Annotated in this window: 21 protein-coding genes and 1 pseudogene; 14 read left to right on the plus strand and 8 right to left on the minus strand. The window is 68.8% G+C overall.

Features of this window, described 5'->3' with window-relative positions; translation table 11 throughout:
* Positions 1–102: 102 nt before the first annotated feature.
* Positions 103–1,698: a glucan biosynthesis protein gene (locus A8M77_RS31795; RefSeq protein WP_086925472.1), complete on the minus strand. Its 1,596-nt coding sequence runs from the start codon at positions 1,696–1,698 to the stop codon at positions 103–105.
* A gap of 182 nt (positions 1,699–1,880) precedes the next feature.
* Here A8M77_RS31795 and ada point away from each other — a divergent pair, with 182 nt between their 5' ends.
* From ada to alkB, 3 genes are read left to right on the plus strand one after another with little or no spacing between them, the layout of a single operon-like run.
* Positions 1,881–2,960, plus strand: a complete 1,080-nt coding sequence (gene ada / locus A8M77_RS31800) for a bifunctional DNA-binding transcriptional regulator/O6-methylguanine-DNA methyltransferase Ada (RefSeq protein WP_443273290.1) — start codon at positions 1,881–1,883, stop codon at positions 2,958–2,960.
* On the plus strand, positions 2,957–3,640 hold the full coding sequence (locus A8M77_RS31805) for a 2OG-Fe(II) oxygenase (RefSeq protein ID WP_086925474.1): 684 nt from the start codon (positions 2,957–2,959) through the stop codon (positions 3,638–3,640). Before ada ends, A8M77_RS31805 begins: the two co-directional genes overlap by 4 nt.
* 4 nt (positions 3,641–3,644) lie before the next feature.
* A complete protein-coding gene (gene alkB, locus A8M77_RS31810; protein ID WP_086925475.1) occupies positions 3,645–4,301 on the plus strand; it encodes a DNA oxidative demethylase AlkB in 657 nt (218 codons plus the stop codon).
* A gap of 9 nt (positions 4,302–4,310) precedes the next feature.
* Here alkB and A8M77_RS31815 read toward each other — a convergent pair whose 3' ends face one another.
* Positions 4,311–4,841, minus strand: a complete 531-nt coding sequence (locus tag A8M77_RS31815; protein ID WP_086925476.1) for a 4-hydroxylaminobenzoate lyase — start codon at positions 4,839–4,841, stop codon at positions 4,311–4,313.
* 18 nt (positions 4,842–4,859) lie between these two features.
* The gene (locus A8M77_RS31820; RefSeq protein ID WP_086925477.1) at positions 4,860–5,852 is read right to left on the minus strand and encodes a tripartite tricarboxylate transporter substrate-binding protein; all 993 of its coding nucleotides are present in this window, start codon (positions 5,850–5,852) and stop codon (positions 4,860–4,862) included.
* A 174-nt stretch (positions 5,853–6,026) separates the two neighbouring features.
* Between A8M77_RS31820 and A8M77_RS31825 the strand changes: the two genes are divergently transcribed.
* Together A8M77_RS31825 and A8M77_RS31830 are read left to right on the plus strand one after the other, a co-directional pair.
* The gene (locus tag A8M77_RS31825; protein WP_086925497.1) at positions 6,027–6,998 is read left to right on the plus strand and encodes a LysR family transcriptional regulator; all 972 of its coding nucleotides are present in this window, start codon (positions 6,027–6,029) and stop codon (positions 6,996–6,998) included.
* Positions 6,999–7,053: 55 nt separating this feature from the next.
* Complete coding sequence (locus A8M77_RS31830; protein ID WP_086925498.1) at positions 7,054–7,746, plus strand: nitroreductase; 693 nt, start codon at positions 7,054–7,056, stop codon at positions 7,744–7,746.
* Between the two features lie 18 nt (positions 7,747–7,764).
* On the opposite strand, the gene A8M77_RS31835 is transcribed toward A8M77_RS31830, so the two are convergent.
* The gene (locus tag A8M77_RS31835; RefSeq protein WP_086925478.1) at positions 7,765–8,370 is read right to left on the minus strand and encodes a LuxR C-terminal-related transcriptional regulator; all 606 of its coding nucleotides are present in this window, start codon (positions 8,368–8,370) and stop codon (positions 7,765–7,767) included.
* A 72-nt stretch (positions 8,371–8,442) separates the two neighbouring features.
* Between A8M77_RS31835 and A8M77_RS31840 the strand changes: the two genes are divergently transcribed.
* The 4 genes and pseudogenes from A8M77_RS31840 to A8M77_RS31850 form a co-directional block, all read left to right on the plus strand.
* Positions 8,443–9,246, plus strand: coding sequence for a CoA transferase subunit A (locus tag A8M77_RS31840; RefSeq protein ID WP_086925479.1), 804 nt, complete (start codon positions 8,443–8,445; stop codon positions 9,244–9,246).
* A 1-nt stretch (position 9,247) separates the two neighbouring features.
* Positions 9,248–9,886, plus strand: a complete 639-nt coding sequence (locus A8M77_RS31845) for a CoA transferase subunit B (RefSeq protein WP_086925480.1) — start codon at positions 9,248–9,250, stop codon at positions 9,884–9,886.
* A gap of 127 nt (positions 9,887–10,013) precedes the next feature.
* Positions 10,014–10,160 carry a hypothetical protein gene (locus tag A8M77_RS37545; protein WP_443273277.1) on the plus strand — a complete coding sequence of 49 codons (147 nt, stop codon included), beginning with the start codon at positions 10,014–10,016 and terminating at the stop codon, positions 10,158–10,160.
* Positions 10,145–10,762 (plus strand): annotated as a pseudogene (locus A8M77_RS31850) (CoA transferase); the annotation flags it as partial. The gene A8M77_RS37545 and the pseudogene A8M77_RS31850, both read left to right, overlap by 16 nt.
* Before the next feature lie 15 nt (positions 10,763–10,777).
* On the opposite strand, the gene A8M77_RS31855 reads toward A8M77_RS31850, so the two are convergent.
* The 3 genes from A8M77_RS31855 to A8M77_RS31865 all read right to left on the minus strand — a co-directional run bounded on the left by A8M77_RS31855 (position 10,778) and on the right by A8M77_RS31865 (position 12,600).
* Complete coding sequence (locus tag A8M77_RS31855) at positions 10,778–11,017, minus strand: hypothetical protein (RefSeq protein WP_086925481.1); 240 nt, start codon at positions 11,015–11,017, stop codon at positions 10,778–10,780.
* A 146-nt stretch (positions 11,018–11,163) separates the two neighbouring features.
* On the minus strand, positions 11,164–11,502 hold the full coding sequence (locus A8M77_RS31860; RefSeq protein WP_086925482.1) for a hypothetical protein: 339 nt from the start codon (positions 11,500–11,502) through the stop codon (positions 11,164–11,166).
* A gap of 177 nt (positions 11,503–11,679) precedes the next feature.
* The gene (locus tag A8M77_RS31865; RefSeq protein ID WP_086925483.1) at positions 11,680–12,600 is read right to left on the minus strand and encodes a LysR family transcriptional regulator; all 921 of its coding nucleotides are present in this window, start codon (positions 12,598–12,600) and stop codon (positions 11,680–11,682) included.
* A gap of 103 nt (positions 12,601–12,703) precedes the next feature.
* Here A8M77_RS31865 and A8M77_RS31870 point away from each other — a divergent pair, with 103 nt between their 5' ends.
* The 4 genes from A8M77_RS31870 to mmsB are packed head-to-tail and all read left to right on the plus strand — an operon-like array spanning position 12,704 to position 17,454.
* Complete coding sequence (locus tag A8M77_RS31870) at positions 12,704–14,224, plus strand: CoA-acylating methylmalonate-semialdehyde dehydrogenase (protein WP_086925484.1); 1,521 nt, start codon at positions 12,704–12,706, stop codon at positions 14,222–14,224.
* 10 nt (positions 14,225–14,234) lie between these two features.
* Complete coding sequence (locus A8M77_RS31875; RefSeq protein WP_086925485.1) at positions 14,235–15,389, plus strand: acyl-CoA dehydrogenase family protein; 1,155 nt, start codon at positions 14,235–14,237, stop codon at positions 15,387–15,389.
* Positions 15,390–15,412: 23 nt separating this feature from the next.
* Positions 15,413–16,528: an enoyl-CoA hydratase/isomerase family protein gene (locus A8M77_RS31880; protein WP_086925486.1), complete on the plus strand. Its 1,116-nt coding sequence runs from the start codon at positions 15,413–15,415 to the stop codon at positions 16,526–16,528.
* A 29-nt stretch (positions 16,529–16,557) separates the two neighbouring features.
* Positions 16,558–17,454 (plus strand): 3-hydroxyisobutyrate dehydrogenase, encoded by an 897-nt coding sequence (mmsB, locus tag A8M77_RS31885; RefSeq protein ID WP_086925487.1) that lies wholly within the window; start codon positions 16,558–16,560, stop codon positions 17,452–17,454.
* 31 nt (positions 17,455–17,485) lie between these two features.
* Here mmsB and A8M77_RS31890 read toward each other — a convergent pair whose 3' ends face one another.
* Positions 17,486–18,502 (minus strand): SDH family Clp fold serine proteinase, encoded by a 1,017-nt coding sequence (locus tag A8M77_RS31890; RefSeq protein WP_086925488.1) that lies wholly within the window; start codon positions 18,500–18,502, stop codon positions 17,486–17,488.
* 106 nt (positions 18,503–18,608) lie between these two features.
* Here A8M77_RS31890 and A8M77_RS31895 point away from each other — a divergent pair, with 106 nt between their 5' ends.
* Positions 18,609–19,223, plus strand: coding sequence for a TetR/AcrR family transcriptional regulator (locus tag A8M77_RS31895; protein ID WP_238137048.1), 615 nt, complete (start codon positions 18,609–18,611; stop codon positions 19,221–19,223).
* Positions 19,224–19,292: the final 69 nt, after the last annotated feature.

Consider the following 19,292-nt stretch of genomic DNA (forward strand, 5'->3'; position numbering starts at 1 on the left):
GCTTCGCCCCACCGTCGGCGGGGCAGACAACGCTGCTGCCGGGCTACCAGAACAGCCTGGCACCGGTGTTTGCCGCCAACTGGAAGTGAAGATGGACGCGGGCTACCCAGGCTGGTACTGGTACAGCCAGGTCTCCGTCAGCGTCTGGTCCCCGTTCTTCATGTACAGCCGCATGTCCACCGGCTCCGTGCCCTCGGCCGTGAAGTCGAACTGCGCGCGCCAGTGGCCCGGCACGCCGTTGGGCACCGCCTCGGAGAAGACGTAGGAGAACTTGCCGCGCGAGGCGGTGAGCACCAACTCGGGCTTGACGCCGAAGGGAATGGATTCCAGAGGCTTGCCGATGAACTCGACCATGAACTTGCGCACCCCCGGCGGCCGCTGCGTGCCGGGCTGGCCGCCGCGGCCCAGCCGGGTGGCGATGCAGCGCGCCAGCGGCGAGGGGAAGGGCTCCTGATCGGTCCAGTGCAGGCGGTACTTGAGCGAATAGCTGCTGCCTGCGGTGGCGGGCGCCTTGGGCACCCAGCAGGCCAGGATGTTGTCGTGGATCTCGTCGTCGGTGGGGATCTCGATCAGCTGCACCGAGCCCTCGCCCCAGTCGCCCTGCGGCTCCACCCAGAGGCTGGGCCGCTTCTCGTAGAACACGCCGTCCTGGTAGTGATCGAAATTGCGGTCGCGCTGCAGCAGGCCGAAGCCGCGCGGACGCGTGTCGCTGAAGGCGGAGGCGCGGGTCTGGGTGGGGTTGTTCAACGGGCGCCAGATGCGCTCGCCGGCACCGTTCCAGATGGCCAGGCCGTCGGAGTCGTGCACCTCGGGGCGCCAGTCGATGCCGGTGGGCTTGCTCTCCGAGTACCAGTACATCGAGGTCAGCGGCACCAGGCCGAAGCGGCCGATGTCGCGCCGCACGAACAGGCGCGCCTCGATGTCCATCAAGACAGCGCGGGTGCGCTGCATCACGAACTTGTAGGCGCCGGTGATGCTGGGGCCTTCGAGCAGGGCGTACACCGTCATGGTGTTGGCTTCGGGCGAAGCCGGCGGCTCGAAATAGAAGCGGGTGAAGTTGGGGAACTCCTCCGGCCGGTCGGGCAGGGCCGCGTCCAGCGCGATGCCGCGCGCCGACAGGCCGTACTGGTAGAGCTCGCCGATGGCGCGGAAATAGGAGGCCCCGAGGAAGGCAACCCAGTCGTTGGTCTGCCAGGCCAGCTTCTTCTGGTCGCCCAGGCGGCTTTCCTGCAGGCGGAAGCCGGCGAAGCCGGCGCCCTCGCGCAATTGGCGCGCGGGGCTGTCCGCGGGCATGCTGAAGTAGGCGCTGTCGTAGAGGATCTCGCGGGCGAAGCCGTCGCCGCCGGCGGTCTCCGTCACGTACATGTGGACCGGGGTCTGGAAGTAGCGGCCCAGGTGGAAGAAGGTGACGGGATACTGGCCCGGGCCGTCGCGGAAGACGGCGAGTTCGGGGTTGTACTTGAGCTTGCCGTGCTCGTCGTAGTCGATGCGCTGCAGCACGTCGGCGGGCAGCGACGTGTCGGCCACATAGGGCCGGCCGGCGAGCGTCTTGGCCTCGGTAACAAGACGTTCGAAAGAGAAAGGACGCGGCTGGCTGAGCTTGATTCCGTCGGCCGCGAGGGCATCTGCAGGGAATCCGAGGGCAGCGAGCGCCATGGAGGCGCCGCCGGCGGTCAGGAGTGAACGGCGATCGATCATCGGCCAAGATGGTAACGAGGCTGGCGGCCATTGCCCGTAGGCCGAGGGCGCAAGCCCAGGAGGATGATGGCGGCCCTGTCCTACGATCGAATTCGAAAGCAAGACCCGGAGTGCGCATGCGTGGCCCGATCCCTACAGTGGACTCATCGATTCATGAAAAGCCGAAAGGACAGACGATGAACATGATGAGCAACCCCAACGAAATCCGTGCCCTCCAGACCGCGAGCGACCCGCGCTGGGCCGCGGTGGTCGAACACGACCGCTCGGCCGACGGACAGTTCTTCTACTCGGTGCGCAGCACCGGCGTGTATTGCAGGCCGTCCTGCGGCGCGCGCCAGCCACGGCCCGAGAACGTGGCCTTCCATGCGACGGCCGCGGATGCCGAGCGTGCGGGCTTCCGGCCCTGCAGGCGCTGCAAACCGGACCAGCCGGCGCGCAGCGAGCAGCAGGCGGCCCAGGTGGCCGAGCTGTGCCGCTACATCGAGAGTGCCGGCGAGGCGCCCACGCTGGACGCGCTGGCCGAGCGTGCCGGGCTCAGCACCTTCCACCTGCACCGCATCTTCAAGGAGGTGACGGGACTCACGCCCCGGGCCTATGCCGCGGCCCATCGCGACCGGCGCGTGCGCGAGGCGCTGACACGCGGCGAGACCGTGACGGATGCGATCTACGAGGCCGGCTACAACTCGAACGGCCGCTTCTACGCGCGTGCCGACGAAGCGCTGGGCATGACGCCGACGCGCTTCCGCGCGGGTGGTGCCGATGCGCAGATCCGCTTCGCGATTGGCCAGTGCGCGCTGGGCGCGATCCTGGTGGCGCAGAGCGAACGCGGGGTGTGCGCGATTGCGCTGGGCGACGATCCCGATGCCCTGGCGCGCGAACTGCAGGACCGCTTTCCGCGGGCCCGGCTGATCGGCGGCGATCCCGATTTCGAGCAGCTGGTGGCGCGCGTGGTGGGCTTCGTCGAGGCACCAGGCGTGGGCCTGGACCTGCCGCTGGACGTGCGTGGGACGGCGTTCCAGCAGCGTGTGTGGCAGGCGTTGCGCGACATCCCGTCCGGCAGCACCGCGAGCTATGCGGACATCGCGCAGCGCATCGGCAGCCCGAAGGCGGTGCGCGCCGTGGCTCAGGCCTGCGGGGCCAATCCGATCGCGGTCGCCATTCCCTGCCACCGCGTGGTGCGCAGCGACGGCGCGCTGTCGGGCTATCGCTGGGGCGTGGAGCGCAAGCGTGCGCTGCTGGCCAGCGAGGCGGCGGGCGGATGATCGACTGGGAACGTGTGGCGCAGGACCTCGATGCCGAGGGCGGCGCGCTGATCGGGGGGCTGATGGCGCGGGAGGAATGCGAGGCGCTCGCGGCCCTCTATCCGCAGGGCCCGCTGTTCCGCAGCCGGGTGCTGATGGAGCGCCATGGCTTCGGCCGTGGCGAATACAAGTATTTCGACTATCCGCTGCCCGAGCGGCTGGCGGGGCTGCGCGAGCAGGTGTACGCGCGCCTTGTGCCGATCGCGAACCGCTGGAACGAGGTCATGGGCATCGAGGTGCGCTATCCGCCGCGGCATGCCGAGTTCATCGCGCGCTGCCATGCGGCGGGGCAGACCCGGCCCACGCCGCTGCTGCTGCAGTACGGGGAGGGCGACTACAACTGCCTGCACCAGGATCTGTATGGGGAGCACGTGTTCCCGCTGCAACTGGTGATCCTGCTGTCGGAGCCGGGCCGCGATTTCACGGGGGGCGAATTCGTCATGACCGAGCAGCGGCCGCGCATGCAGTCGCGGCCCATGGTGCTGCCCTTGCGGCAAGGCGATGCGGCGGTGATCGCGGTGCACCACCGCCCGGTGCAGGGCACGCGCGGGGTCTACCGCGTCAACCTGCGGCACGGCGTGAGCCGGGTGCGCTCGGGGCAGCGCTGCACGGCGGGCATCATCTTCCACGACGCGAGCTGAACGGATGACGCCTGACCTGTTCGATGCGCTGGAAGACGACGCCCTGCCTGCCACGCAGCCGCTGGCGCCAGGCGCGGTGCTGCTGCGCCGCTTCGCGCGGCCGCGGGACGAGGTCCTGCTGGCCGGCGTGGCGCAGGTCATCGCGCAGGCGCCGCTGCGCCACCTGGTCACGCCCGGCGGCTTTCGCATGTCGGTTGCCATGAGCAACTGCGGCGGGCTGGGCTGGGTGTCGGACCGCAGCGGCTACCGCTACGACGCCAAGGATCCGGAGAGCGGCAGGCCCTGGCCGGCGATGCCTGCCGCCTTTCTCGACCTGGCGGCGACCGCGGCGCAGGCCGGCGGCTTCGAAGGCTTCGCGCCGGATGCCTGCCTGATCAACCGCTACGAGCCCGGCACCCGGCTCTCGCTGCATCAGGACCGCGACGAGGGCCACTACGACTGGCCCATCGTTTCCGTGTCGATGGGCCTGCCGGCAGTGTTCCTCTTCGGCGGGGGCCGGCGCTCCGACAAGGCGCAGCGCATTCCGCTCGCGCACGGCGACGTCGTCGTCTGGGGCGGGCCCTCGCGTCTCCATTACCACGGCGTGCTGCCGGTGAAGGAGGGCGTGCATCCGCTGACCGGCCCCTGCCGCATCAACCTGACCTTCCGCAAGGCCGGTTGAGCAGGCTGCTCAGGCCGGCGGCTGGATGTCGTAGGAGATCCTTCCAGCCGGCAGGTAGAACAGGGCGATCACGGCGCCGTTCTTGGCTTCGGGGTAGTGGTGGCTGCCGGGCGGGGGCGCCGTCCAGCCGCCATGGCACCAGCCGTTCGGCCCCCGCAGGGCCGCGCCCTCGTTCAGCGGAATCACCATGTTGAACTCGCCATAGGGATGCGAGTGGTAGTCGCCGCGGAAGCTGCCTTCGGGATTGGCCTGCGTGTTGCCGGTGCTGTCCATGTAGACAGTGGTGATGCTGAAGCCCAGGGTCTGCGGCGTGGCCTCGGCGATGCGGCTGCGTCGGTAGTGGTCGCCGCCGATCCGGACGTTGGCAGCCCAGCCGTCGCGCACGCCGGCCTTCACCAGCGCCGCCAGGCGTTCGTAGAGCGGGCTGCCGGGGCCGTGGTTGGCGTTGAGCCATTGCTCCACCTCGGTGCCCGCGGTCATGTTCTTGACCTCCTCGAGAAAGGGGAGGCTGGTGGCGATGAGTTGTTCCTGGTCGGTCATGGCGTGTTCCTTGTTCCGTCATTCGTCGGCCTTGAAGCCGGATGCCGCCACGATGGGTTTCCACTTTTCGTGCTCGGCGGCGATGGTTTTCATGTACTCGGCCGGCCCGACGTAGGCCGTCTCCAGGCCGACCTGCTCCAGCCCGCTGATCAACGCCTTGTCGGCGGCCGCCGTCCGGGTGGCGGCAGCCAGGGCCGTGACCGTCTCGTCAGGCGTGCCGGCCGGTGCGAACAGGCCGTAGCCTTCCACGCCGACCACGGTGCCGAACCCCTGCTCGGCAAAGGTGGGCACGTCCTTGAGGAAGCGCGAACGGCGTTCGCTGGTGACTGCCAGCAGTCGCAGCTTGCCGCTGCCCAGGTACTGCAGGAAATCGCCGACGAAGCCGAGATAGGCCGGCACCTGCCCGCCCAGCAGGTCCTGCATGGCCGGCGCGGAGCCGCGATAGGCCACGTGGCCCAGCGGGACCCCCGATGCCTGCGAGAAGCGGAAGCCGAGGAACTGTGCCAGCGAGCCCGCGGCGGGCGAGGCGTAGTGGCGGCCGGCCTCGTTCGCCTTCAGCCATCGAACATAGTCGGCCAGCGTGCGCACCTCGGCCGGTACCGCCGCGCTGATCGCCAGCACGCCGGTGGCGGCGGCCAGCGCGGCCACCGGGCGCAGGTCGCGCAGCGGGTCGTAGGCCAGCTTCGTGTAGACATGCGGATAGATGGTCATCGCCGAGGTGTGGGTGCACAGCACCACGCTGCCGTCCGCGCGTTCGCGCTTCATCTGGGCCGTCGCGATGCGGCTCGCGGCGCCGGGCCGGTTGTCCACCAGGTAGGCGCGGTTCTGGGTGCGCCAGGCCTCGGCCAGTCGGCGTGCCGTCTGGTCCAGGGTTCCGCCCGGGGGGTAGCCGACGACGATGCGACCGGGGGCGCCGTCGGGCTGTGCCCGCGCCGGCAGTGCGAGCAGGGAGGAGGCGGGCACGAGGCTGGCCACATACTCGGCGAATCGCCGCCGGGAGAGTTCGATCATCGCGGGCTCCTTGTCATTCGGTGTGGTGGGGCTGGACATTGCCAGCGCCGCGCCGCCCCCGGAAGCGATGAATCTGCAACCACCACATGCACGAGGTGCAACATGAGCCGCAGGGCCGTTCCCACCGCAGCCGGAGGCGAAGGTCCTCCAGTGACCACCAGAGCGCAGGCCGCGCTGAACGCGAGACGCATCGACCTGAATCTGCTGCGCGTCTTCGATGCCGTCTTCGAGGACCGCAACCTGCTGCGCGCCGGCAAGCGCCTGCACCTGAGCCAGTCGGCCATCAGCCATGCACTGGCGCGTCTGCGCGAGGCGCTGCAGGACGAGCTGTTCGTGCGCACGCCCAAGGGCATGGAGCCGACGGCGCGCGCGCTGGCCATGGAGGCGCCGCTGCGGGAGGCGCTGCGCCGCATCCACGACACGCTGGGCGTGCAGGCCTTCGATGCCGCAACCACCGCGCGGCGCTTCGTGGTGGCAGCGAACGACTACGTGACCTCGGTGCTGCTGGCCCAACTGGGAGGGCGCATGGCGGCAGCGGCGCCGTCGTCCGACCTGGTGGTGCGCCCCTCGACGCGGCTGGACCTGGCCGAGCAGCTCGACGTGGGGCGCATCGACATCGCGCTGGGCATCTTCGCCGAGGTGCCGGCGCGCTTCCAGAGCGCACGCCTGTGGCTGCAGGACGACGTGCTGGTCTTCCGCCGCGGGCATGCGCTCGCCAGGCGCAAGCCGCGCATCGAAGACCTCGCGGCCTTCCCGCTGCTGACGGTGTCGCTCGGCGGGCAGGAGGAGGGCGCGGTCAGCGGCTTCATCCTGGAGCGCGGGCTGGCGCGCCAGTCCGAGATGTTCGACCGCTCGGCGCTGGAGGAGGCGCTGGCCGCGGCCGGGCTGCGTCCGCGCTTCCGGCTCACGGTGCCGCATTCGCTCGCGGTGCCGGACCTGCTGGCGGACAGCGAGATGGTCTCGATCGTGCCGGCGCCGCTGGCGCGGTCCTTCGTGGCGCGGCGCGAGCTGCTGTCGAAGGCGCTGCCCTACGCGACGCAGCATGCGGTGGTGCGCGCGGTCTGGCACCGCCGGCACGAGCACGATCCGGCGCACCTGTGGTTGCGGGAACAGTTCGCCGAGCTCGCAGTGTCGTTTCGTGCATGACGGGCTTGCGCAAAGTTCAGTGGCCGGCGCGCGGGGGCCGATGCAACATGCCGGCATGACGAACGCAGACTCCATTGCCGTCCCCGCCATCGTCGATGCGGTGATCCGCTCACGCCGCAGCGTGCGGGCCTTCCTGCCCACGGCCGTACCGCGCGCGGTGGTGGAGGAGCTCCTGGACGTGGCCCGTACCGCGCCCAGCAACTCCAACACGCAGCCCTGGTTCGTGCACGTGCTGGCCGGCGAGCCGAGGCGGCGGCTGTGCGAGGCGCTGCTCCGATCCCACGAAGCCGATGCCTTGCCGCCCTCCACGCATTTCCCGGCCGAGCTGCCGGCGGACTGCGCTTCTCGACAGGCGGAATTCGGCGTGCGCTACTACGCGGCACTGGGCATCGACCGCGCGGACGCTGCGGCGCGCGGCCGGCAGTCGGGGCGCAACTTCGCCTTCTTCGATGCGCCGGTCGGGCTGATCTTCACCATCGACCGCAGCCTGACCCGGCACAGCTGGGCCGATTTCGGCATGTTCGTGCAGACGCTGATGATCGCGGCGCGGGCGCGCGGGCTGGACACCTGCCCGCAGGTGTCCTTCGTGCGGCACGAGCCGGTCATTGCGCAGCTGCTGCAACTGCCGCCGGGCCGCACGGTGGTCTGCGGCATGTCGCTGGGCTACGCGGATCCCGATGCGGCGGTGAACGAACTCGGCATGCCGCGGGCGGCAGTCGGGGAGTTCACCGTTTTTCGGGGGTTCTAGGGTCGACGAGAGCCCTGATCAGCCGGCGATGAGCTTCTGCGCCAGCTCCGCGGTGGTCGCGGCGGCGTACTTGCGCATCAGCCGCGCGCGGTGGATCTCCACCGTGCGATGGCTGATGCCCAGCGCACGCCCGATCTCCTTCGAGGTCAGGCCCTTCATCAGCTGCGCCGCCACCTCGCGCTCGCGCGGCGTGAGTTCGGCCTTGACCGCGCGGCGCGAGCCCAGGTCCTCGAAGGTCCAGATGCCGGCCTCGTGCGGCGCCGCGCGATTGAGCGCCTGGCCACTCACGTGGCACCAGAAGGTCTCGCCCGCGAACGCGCCATGCAGGCCGCCGACGCGCCGCATCATCCGGTTGTCGGCATAGCGGCCGCTGGCGTTGAGGATGGGCTCCATCCGCTTGCCGATCCGCTCGAATTCGACGACGCTCGGGTAGAGCACGCGGAAGGACTGGCCGACCAGCATCTCGCGCGTGGCGCCGAACATCTCGCACACGCGCGCGTTGCAGTCCACGATGATGCGGTGGCGCGAGAGCACCATGCCCACGGGGGCCTGCTCGAAGGCGAGCCGGTAGTCGATGGCGGAGAGGTCGGTGTCCGCGATGCTCACCGTGTCCGGTATGTCCATTACGAAATACTACGTATGCGCATACGTAGTATCGTCGGGGTTTTCCCATCAACCCATTCCGAACGAGGAACCATGGCGAACAAGATCTATCCCTCCGCCGACGCGGCCCTCAAGGGCATCGTTGCCGACGGCCAGACGCTCGCAGTCGGCGGCTTCGGCCTGTGCGGCATTCCAGAGGCCCTGATCGACGCGCTGCGTGATTCGGGCGTGAAAAACCTCACCTGCATCTCCAACAACGCCGGCGTCGATGGCTTCGGCCTGGGCAAGCTGCTGGAGACGCGCCAGATCAAGAAGATGATCGCCAGCTACGTGGGCGAGAACAAGGAATTCGAGCGCCAGTACCTGGCCAAGGAACTGGAACTGGAGTTCACGCCACAGGGCACGCTGGCCGAGAAGCTGCGCGCCGGCGGCGCCGGCATCCCGGCCTTCTTCACCAAGACCGGCGTAGGCACGCTGGTGGCCGAGGGCAAGGAGTTGCGCGAGTTCGACGGCGAGACCTACGTCATGGAACGTTCGCTGGTGCCTGACGTGGCGCTGGTCAAGGCCGACGTGGCCGACAAGTCGGGCAACCTGCGCTTCCGCCTGACGGCGCGCAACTTCAACCCGGCCGCGGCGATGGCCGGCAAGATCTGCGTCGTCGAGGTCGAGAAGATCGTCGAGGTCGGCGAGCTGGCGCCGGACGACATCCACCTGCCGGGCATCTACGTGCACCGCATCGTGCTCAACGCCCATCCGGAAAAGCGCATCGAGAAGCGCACGGTGAGCGCGGCGGTCGACGTCGCCGCTGCGAAGGTCGAGGCGCAAGCCGCGATCGCCCAGGCCGCCGCCGGCAGCGAAGTGCCGGCGCCCGTCAAGAACAGCAACAAAGGAGGCTGAGATGCCCTGGACCCAAGACCAGATGGCGGCACGCGCCGCCCAGGAGCTGCAGGACGGCTTCTACGTGAACCTCGGCATCGGCATCCCGACGCTGGTGGCGAACTTCGTGGGCGACAAGGAAGTCTGGCTGCAGAGCGAGAACGGCATGCTGGGCATCGGCCCCTTCCCGACCGAGGACCAGGTCGACGCCGACCTGATCAACGCCGGCAAGCAGACCGTGACCACGCTGCCCGGTTCGTCCATCTTCGGCAGCCATGACAGCTTCGCGATGATCCGCGGCGGCAAGATCAACCTCTCGATCCTCGGTGCCATGCAGGTGAGCGAGAAGGGCGACCTGGCCAACTGGATGATCCCGGGCAAGATGGTCAAGGGCATGGGCGGCGCCATGGACCTGGTGGCCGGCGTCAAGCGGGTGATCGTGCTGATGGAGCACGTGGCGCGCAAGAAGGATGGCACCGAAGACCTGAAGATCCTGGAGCAGTGCACGCTGCCCCTGACCGGCGTGGGCGTGGTGGACCGCATCATCACCGACCTGGCCGTGATGGACGTGACGCCCGAGGGCCTGAAGGTGATCGAGCTGGCCGAGGGCGTGAGCTTCGAGCAGCTGCAGGCCAAGACCGGCGTGAAACTGATTCATTGAGCGAGATGCCGTCCTGAGCCTCCAAGGGCAGGCCCGTGCGAGCGGGTCTGCCCTTTTTGCTGGGGCGGGCAAGGAACACGCATGACTGCTGCCTTCCTCCTTTGCCGTCGGCGCGGCTGCGCAGAGCATGATCGCCGCCGCCGCGCTGGCCGCCTGCGAGCTGGGGCATGGGCGCGGCGTCCCGCGCCAGGCAGTGTCGGTCGACATGCTGCACGCGGCGCTGGATTGCACCGCGTGGTTCAGCCTGGATGGCCGGGCTTCGGCGCGGACGTGATGCTGGTGAATTCCCCCCCACTTGCCCAACATCGAGGCCATTGCCGACACCAGCCGCGGCAAGCTGTCGGCGCATGCGGATCTGCGGAGCAGGGCGGGCAGGGAAGCGCTCGACGCCCTGCTGGCCGAGGCCCATGTGTTCGCGCAGGGTACCGGCCGGGCGGCCTGGCCGATCTGGGATTCGGGCCGGAGCAGACGGCGCGGCGGCGCCCCGGCATCGTTCATGTCTCGCTGTCCGCCTATGGCACGGAGGGCCTCTGGGCGCCGCGCCGGGGATTCGATTCGCTGGTGCAGACGGCCATGGGCTTCAACCATGCCGAGGGCGAGGCGACCGGGGAGGGCAAACCGCGGCCGTTGCCGATGCAGATCCTCGACGAGGCGACCGGCTATCTGATCGCGTTGGGGGCCTCTGCGGCGCTGTGGCGCCAGCAGCATGAAGGTGGCAGCTGGCTCGTGCGGGTGTCGCTGGCTTGGCTGAAAACTGTCGCTTCCGGTTTTGGCGAACTTCGCGGCGTGCGGCTCAGCGCGCAGCTGGCCCGTACGCCGATCGCCTGGCGGCGGCCCCCGATGCCGCCGGGAAACCACCCACCCCGCTGGCCTTGAGGGGACAAGGCATCTTCAGCGGGTGAGAACGCAAACGATCATGGAGAGACCGAAGCTGGTGGACGTCATCAACAGGCCGGTCAATACGATCCGCGTCAGGCGGGGGAGCTTCTGCCAGGTGCAGGTGGACCAGGAAGCGGTTTGGCGGATCGAGCGGGAGAAGAAAACGCCGATGCCGGCCTCTTCGGGGATCCCGGTATCCAGGGGTTGAAAGCCAGAGTGACGGGGTTGCAGCACGGCGGTGACTGAGTTCATGGATATCTCCGATCAATTGCAGCGCGGGTTGCGATTTCTGAAGCGCTTGGAAGAATTGTTCGGATTTGGGGTGTCGGGCACATCGACCAGAGGAGCCATCGACGGTGCGCTGGCGGGTCAAGCCGGCAGAGCCATCGCCCGCGCCGTCAGACCGGCGGTGGATCAACGGGGATGAAGCCTGTCACAAGCCGCAGGGGCTCGGCGCCGATGTTGACCACCCGGCCCTCGGCACCGGGGGGCAGCATCAGGCTGCAGGGAGCATGAAAGCGCTGGCCCGCCCCGTCGATGAAGAGCTTGCCGTGTCCTGAAAGGACCAGCATCACCCTCGCGGATTCGAGTGGAAGGATGTCTGCGCCTGCGTCCAGCTCGAGCGTTTCCACCCAAAGCTCGAAAGGGGCAAAGCCCAGCGCCCTGTGGGCCGCGGCAAAACGCTGGCGCCCGGCGTCCTGGAGCCTGGGCAGCGTGGAGTGGTCGATGACGTGCATGGTTCTGGGTGGGCGGGACGCCGGTGCGACGCCACTGCACGGCGCGCCGGCATTTCCGCTGCTTCTCGCGGGAGTGTCCTCTGCGGAATCCGCGTCGCCGCGGCGGCGGAGAGCCAATGGCGGGCCAACGGCGGGCCAATGGCTCTGGCCTGCCTCAACGTGCCGGCCGACCGGTCGTCAGCCGGCGCCTGGACGCCCGCTCCGGTCCTCTGCGGGCAGCAGTACCGCCCGCTGCGCCTCCACCGTCTCCCGTAGAAATCCCCACACTGCCTGCATCCGCCCCAGGTGCTTGCTCTCCGCCGGCATCGACATCCAGAAGGTGCGCGTGAAGTTGGCCTCCCCGGGCAGCACGCGGCGCAGACACGGATCGCGCTCGGCGAGGAAGGCCGGCAGCACCGCGATGCCGGCGCCGGCCGCCGTCGCCTGGTGCTGCGCCAGGATGCTGGTGCTGCGCAGCGCGAAGGCGTCGGGCCGGTACAGCTCGTCGAGGTACTGCAGCTCCTTGCTGAAGAGCAGGTCGTCCACGTAGCTGATGAAGGTGTGGCCGCGCAGCGCCTCGCGGGACGCGATGGGCGGGTGCGCGTCCAGGTAGTCGGCCGAGGCGTAGAGGCGCAGCACGTAGTCCGTCAGCTTGCTCACCACCACCGGCCCGCGCGCCGGGCGCTCCAGCGAGATCACGATGTCGGCCTCGCGCCGCGACAGGTGCACCAGCCGCGGCATGGCCAGCAGGTCGATCACCAGCTTCGGGTGGCGCTGCGCGAACAGCGCCAGCTGCGGCGCGAGCATCATTGTTCCGAAGCCCTCGGTGGCGCCGATGCGCACCAGGCCCGACAGGCCCTCCCGCGCGGCCGGCGCCGCACTCTCGACCGCGAGGAAGGCGTTCTCCATCGCCTCCACCTGCGGTTGCAGCCGCCGCCCGGCCTCGGTCAGGCGATGGCCGCCGGCTTCGCGCGCGAAGAGTGCGGTGCCGACCTCTTTCTCCAGCCCCTGGATGCGGCGCGCCACCGTCGTGTGGTCCACCGCCAGCCGGCGGGCCGCGCTCACCAGCGTGCCGGTGCGCGCCAGCTCCAGGAAAAATCGCAGGTTGTCCCAGTCCATGATTTGCAATTATGCAGATCGCGGGTGCGTATTTGTCTATTGCCATGGCAAAAGTGCAAAGCTAGCATCGATCCGATTCAGACCTTCAACAGGAGACAAGTTCATGGATGCCACCACCACGCCCGCGACCCAGGTCGCCACCGTCAAGCTGCTGATCGGCGGCGAGTTCGTCGAGTCGAAGACCACCGAGTGGCGCGACATCGTCAACCCGGCCACGCAGGAGGTCCTGGCGCGCGTGCCCTTCGCCACCCAGGCCGAGGTCGACGCCGCCGTGGCATCGGCCAAGGATGCGTTCAAGACCTGGCGCAAGACGGCCATCGGCGCCCGCGCGCGCATCTTCCTCAAGTACCAGCAGCTGATCCGCGAGCACATGGGCGAGCTGGCGGCCATCCTCACCGCCGAGCAGGGCAAGACCCTGCCCGACGCGGAGGGCGACGTGTTCCGCGGCCTGGAGGTGGTGGAGCACGCGGCCGGCATCGGCAACCTGCAGCTGGGCGAGCTGGCCAACAACGTGGCCAACGGCGTCGACACGTACACGCTGCTGCAGCCGCTGGGCGTGTGCGCCGGCATCACGCCCTTCAACTTCCCGGCCATGATCCCGCTGTGGATGTTCCCGATGGCCATCGTCACCGGCAACACCTTCGTGCTGAAGCCCTCCGAGCAGGACCCGATGGTGACGATGCGCCTCGCCGAGCTGGCGATCGAAGCCGGCATTCCGCCGGGCGTGCTCAACGTCGTGCATGGCGGCGAGGCGGTGGTCAACGCGATCTGCGACCACCAGGACATCAAGGCGATCTCCTTCGTCGGCTCGACCAAGGTCGGCACCCATGTCTACAACCGCGCCACGCTGGCCGGCAAGCGGGTGCAATGCATGATGGGCGCGAAGAACCACGCCATCGTGATGCCCGATGCACACAAGGACCAGTCGCTCAACGCCCTGGCCGGCGCGAGCTTCGGCGCGGCGGGGCAGCGCTGCATGGCGGTGTCGATCGCCGTGCTGGTGGGCGATGCGCGCAAGTGGATTCCGGACCTGGTCGAGAAGGCGAAGTCGCTCAAGGTAGGCGCGGGCATCGACAAGGGCGTGGACGTGGGCCCGCTGGTGTCCTGCGCGGCCTTCGACCGCGTCACCGGCCTGATCGAGCGCGGCGTGGCCGAGGGCGCCACGCTGGAGCTCGATGGCCGCAAGCCCACCGTGCCCGGCTACGAGAAGGGCAACTTCGTCGGCCCGACGATCTTCTCCGGCGTGAAGCCCGGCATGAGCATCTACGACCAGGAGATCTTCGGCCCGGTGCTGTGCCTGGTCGGCGCGGAGAGCATCGACGAGGCGATCGAGATCATCAACGCCAACCCGAACGGCAACGGCACCGCCATCTTCACGCAGTCCGGCGCCGCGGCGCGCCGCTTCCAGGAAGACATCGACGTGGGGCAGGTCGGCATCAACGTGCCGATCCCGGTGCCGGTGCCGATGTTCTCCTTCACCGGCTCGCGCGCCTCCAAGCTGGGCGACCTGGGACCCTACGGCAAGCAGGTGGTGCTGTTCTACACGCAGACCAAGACCGTGACGGCACGCTGGTTCGACGATGCCACCGCGCATGGCCTGAACACCACCATCAGCCTGAAGTAGTCTCGGGCGCATGGACTTCGAACTCTCCGAAGAGCAGCGCGCCTTCGCCCACACCGCGCGCGAATTCGCGCTGGCCGAATTCACGCCGCATGCCGCGCGCTGGGATGCGGAAGGCATCTTCCCGAAGGAGGCCATCGCCAAGGCCGGCGAGCTCGGCTTCTGCGGCCTGTATGCGCCGCAGCGCATCGAGGGACTGGCCCTGCCGCGCCTGGACGCCACGCTGGTGTTCGAGGAGATGGCGGCAATCGATCCCTCGACCACCGCCTTCATCACCATCCACAACATGGCCACCTGGATGCTCGGCACCTGGGGCACGCCGGCGGTGTGCGAGCGCTGGGGTGCGGACCTCACCAGCGGCCGCAAGCTGGCGTCCTACTGCCTGACCGAGCCGGGCGCCGGCTCGGATGCCGGCTCGCTCAAGACCCGTGCCGAGCTGAAGGACGGCGAGTACGTGATCAACGGCGGCAAGGCCTTCATCTCCGGCGCCGGCGCGACGGACGTGCTGGTGCTGATGGCGCGCACCGGCGGCGGCGGGGCGGGTGGCATCTCGGCCTTCGCAGTGCCGGCTGATGCGCCGGGTGTCAGCTACGGCAAGAAGGAGCACAAGATGGGCTGGAACAGCCAGCCCACCCGCACCATCAGCTTCGACAACGTGCGTGTACCGGCCGAGAACCTGCTGGGCAGCGAGGGCGAAGGCTTCCGCATCGCGATGAAGGGTCTGGACGGCGGGCGCATCAACATCGCGACCTGCTCGGTCGGCGCGGCGCAGGGCGCGCTCGACGCGGCGCGGCGCTACATGCACGAGCGCCAGCAGTTCGGCAAGCCGCTCGCGAGCTTCCAGGCCCTGCAGTTCAAGCTGGCCGACATGGCGACCGAGCTGGTGGCGGCGCGCCAGATGGTGCGGCTGGCGGCCAGCCGGCTCGATGCCGGCCATGCGGATGCGAGCACCTATTGCGCCATGGCCAAGCGCTTTGCCACCGATGCGGGCTTCAACGTCTGCAACGAGGCGCTGCAGCTGCATGGCGGCTACGGCTACCTGGGCGAATTCCCGCTGGAGCGGCTGGTGCGCGACGCGCGCGTGCACCAGATCCTCGAAGGCACCAACGAGATCATGCGCGTGATCGTCTCGCGCAAGCTCTTGGAGGGCGATAGCGACATCCGCTGAGCCTTCGCATTTTTCTCCAACAAATGACCGATCCCGTAGTTCTCTTCGACTTCATTCAGGCCGGCGGCGGCAAGCGCTTCGGCGTGGCCACTCTCAACGCACCGGCGTCGCTCAATTCGCTCTCGATGGCCATGGTGCGGCTGCTCACGCCGCAGCTGCGCGAATGGGCGCAGGACGCGTCCGTTGCGGGCGTGGTGCTGCAGGCGGCGGGCGAGAAGGCCTTCTGCGCCGGCGGCGACCTGCGCCAGCTCTACCAGACGCTGCTGGACTGCGGCTCGGCACGCAACACCTACGCGGAGGATTTCTTCCGCGAGGAGTATGAGCTCGACCACCTGATCCACACCTTCCCCAAGCCCCTTCTGTGCTGGGGCCACGGCATCGTGATGGGCGGCGGTGTGGGCTTGATGGCCGGCGCCTCGCACCGCGTCGTGACGCCGCAGAGCCGCGTGGCGATGCCGGAGATCAACATCGGCCTCTACCCCGACGTGGGCGGCAGCTGGTTCCTGCGCCGCATGCCGGGGCGGGTCGGCCTGTTCCTCGCGCTCACGGCGGCGCCGCTCAACGCGGCGGACGTGATCTTCTGCGGCCTGGCGGACATCGTGGTGCCGCAGGAGCGCAAGGGCCAGGTGCTCGAGTCGATCGCGGCCGCGGACTGGCGTGGCGAGAACGCCGCCGATCGCGCCACGCTGTCTCGCCTGCTGGCGCAGGCCGGCGAGGGCGCGGAGCGTCAGGCGTCCAAGCTGCGCGAGCACTTCGACACCATCAACGACCTGATGGCGGGCGACGACCTGCTGGACATCGCGAAGCGCCTGCGCGCGCTGAAGTCCGACGATCCCTGGCTGCAGACGGCCGCCCAGACCTTCATGAAGGGCGCGCCCAGCACCGCGGCCGTGTCCTTCGCGCTCTGGCAGCGTGTCACGCGCATGTCGCTCGCGGAAGTGTTCCGCCTGGAGTACTGGGCATCGCTCGGCTTCTGCGCCCACAAGGACTTCGCCGAGGGCATCCGCGCGCTGCTGATCGAGAAGGACCGCCATCCGAAATGGAATCCGGCCACGCTGGAGGAGATCACGCCGGCTTTCGTCGAAGACCATCTGCGCCCGCGCGGCGAGATGCCTGTCGAACTGGCGCGCCTGGTCTGAACGCATTCACGAAACGAACGGAGACAAGCATGAAGATCGCATTCATCGGGCTGGGCAACATGGGCGGCCCCATGGCGCTGAACCTGCACAAGGCCGGGCACGCGCTCAGCGCCTTCGACCTCTCGGCCGAGACCTGCAGGAAGCTGGCGGCCGAAGGTGTGGCCATCGCCGCATCGGCCGCCGACACGCTGGCCGGTGCCGAGGTGGTCATCAGCATGCTGCCGGCCAGCCAGCATGTGGAGTCGCTCTATTTCGGCAGCGAGGGCCAGCCCGGGCTGCTGGAGCGCATCGCATCCGGCACGCTGGTGATCGACAGCAGCACCATCGCCGCCGCCACCTCGCGCAAGCTCGCGCAGGCGGGTGCAAGGCGCGGCGTGGCGGTGATCGACGCGCCGGTCTCGGGCGGCACCGGTGGCGCGATCGCGGGCACGCTGACCTTCATGGTGGGGGGCTCCGCGGCGGATCTGGAGCGTGCGCGGCCGGTGCTGGAGAAGATGGGCGCCAACATCTTCCATGCCGGCGACGCCGGCGCAGGCCAGACCGCCAAGATCTGCAACAACATGCTGCTCGGCATCCTGATGATCGGCACCTCGGAGGCGATCGCGCTGGGCGTGGCCAATGGCCTGGACCCGAAGGTGCTGTCCGAGATCATGCGCCGCAGCTCGGGCGGCAACTGGGCGCTGGAGAAATACAACCCGCTGCCCGGCGTGATGGAGAACGCCCCGGCCTCGAAAGGCTATGCCGGCGGCTTCGGCACCGACCTGATGCTCAAGGACCTGGGGCTGGCCCAGGAGAACGCGGCCGCGGTGCGTGCCTCGACGCCGCTGGGCGGGCTGGCCCGCAACCTTTATGCGGCGCACAGCCTGGCCGGCCATGGCGCGCTGGATTTCTCCAGCGTGATCAAGCTGGTGCAGAAGGCCGGCTGAGCCGCGCGCCCGCCGCCGGGGTCCGCTTCTTCTAGGCGACGTGCATGATGCTGCGTGACAGCCGCCCTTTGACGCGCTCGATGCGGCGCCAGCTGCTGTTGTCGTTCATGGTGATCCAGCGGCGCTCCTCGCTGCGGTAGAACCAGTCCTTGTCGTGCTGGTAGAAGACCTGGACGTCCTTGCCTTCGAGGATGTTCAGGATCTCGTTGCCATGGGCGCGCAGCTCGTCGAAGTCCGTCGTGGCCTTCTGGCCCATCTCGCTGTAGAGGCGGTTGAGCTCCAGCAGCAGGGCGTTGATCTGCGGCGGCAGCGGCGCCACGTTCAGCCCGATCTTGGCCGCCTCGTTCAGCAGGATGGGGTAGCTGTGCGACGGATACTTCGAGTTCAGGGTCGCCGCGATCTCGTGGGCTCTTTTCTCGTCGGCGATGTGGTAGGCCAGCAGCTCGCGGCACAGCATGACCGACAGCGATTCCGCCCGATCCACCGCGCCGATCACCAGCGGATGCACATAGGCATAGAGACTCTTGTAGGGGTTTTCGGTCGATTCCGGCTGCTCGTTGTGCCAGCGCCGGATGACGCGGTTGAGCTCGTCCAGGCTGACGCTCACGCGGTCGTTGTCCCGGTCCAGCGGCGACAGGGCATGGTTGAGCGAGGTGTCCACCGCGGTCAGGAAGGCGGTCGGCCCCATCAGGATCTGGTTCGCGCCGAGCGTGATCATGGTCGCGGCCGAGGCGCATTCCAGCGGCACCAGGGCCACGAGCGACTTGCAGTGCTGCCGCAGCAGGTTGACCATCCGCAGCGACACCTGGCCGCTGCCGCCGTCGGACTTGATGAAGAGGTAGATCGTCTCGTGCGTGCCCAGGCGTTCCAGGATCTCGTAGAGCGCGACCACGTCGTTGGAGCAGACGGATCCGCGCGGGTTGTTCCAGTAGGTGATGAGGGGGCCGCCCAGCAGGTCGGCCGCCTGGCTGATGACGGCCTGGGTCTTGGCGAACAGGACGGGCGGTTGCTTGATCTCGGGCTTGACGGAGGCTTCGGGATGACTCATGCGGCCGAGTGTAAGAGGCAGGCCGTGCTATCCTTTTCGGAATCTGGACAAGCGTCCCAAATCGTTCTCAGCCATGGCCTCACAACGGGAAAAGCAGGCGGATCGCGTGCCCCGCACGCGCGTGGACAAGTTCGCCGAGCGTCGCGCCGAACTCGGCGAGGCCGCGCTTCAGACGCTGGCCACACTGGGCTATGCCCGCACCAGCCTGCGCGAGATCGCGCAGAACTCGGTGTTCTCCCATGGCGTGCTGCACTACTACTTCAGCGACAAGGTCGACCTGATCGTCTGCAGCGTGCGCCAGTACAAGGCCCGCTGCGTCACGCGCTACGACCGCGTCACGGCCGACGCGGCCAGCTACGACCAGATGATGGAAGGCTTCCTGCGCGCCCTGGGCGACACGCTGCAGGGCGAGGCCCACATGCACCGGCTCTGGTATGACCTGCGGGCCCAGGCCCTCTTCGAGGAGGCCTTTCGCGCCGACGTCACGGCCATCGACAAGAGCCTGGAGAACATGGTCTTGCGCATCATGACCCGCTTCTCGGAGCTGGCCGACGCGCCGCTGGCCTTGTCGCCCTCGCTGCTCTACGCCCTGTTCGACGGCCTGTTCCAGCAGCACCTGCTGCGCCACCTCTCCGGCGACGCCGGGGCGGTCGACGCGCTGCGGGCCGACGCGCGCGCGGCCATCAACACGCTGTTCGGCGTGACGGCGCCGGCAGGCTGATCCGGAAGCGGCCCGCTTTTTGGGGCCGCTTTTTCGTGCCTGCGTAGACTCGCGGCTTCCCTTGCTGCG

The organism is Variovorax sp. JS1663 (assembly GCF_002157355.1).
Lineage (GTDB): Bacteria > Pseudomonadota > Gammaproteobacteria > Burkholderiales > Burkholderiaceae_C > Variovorax.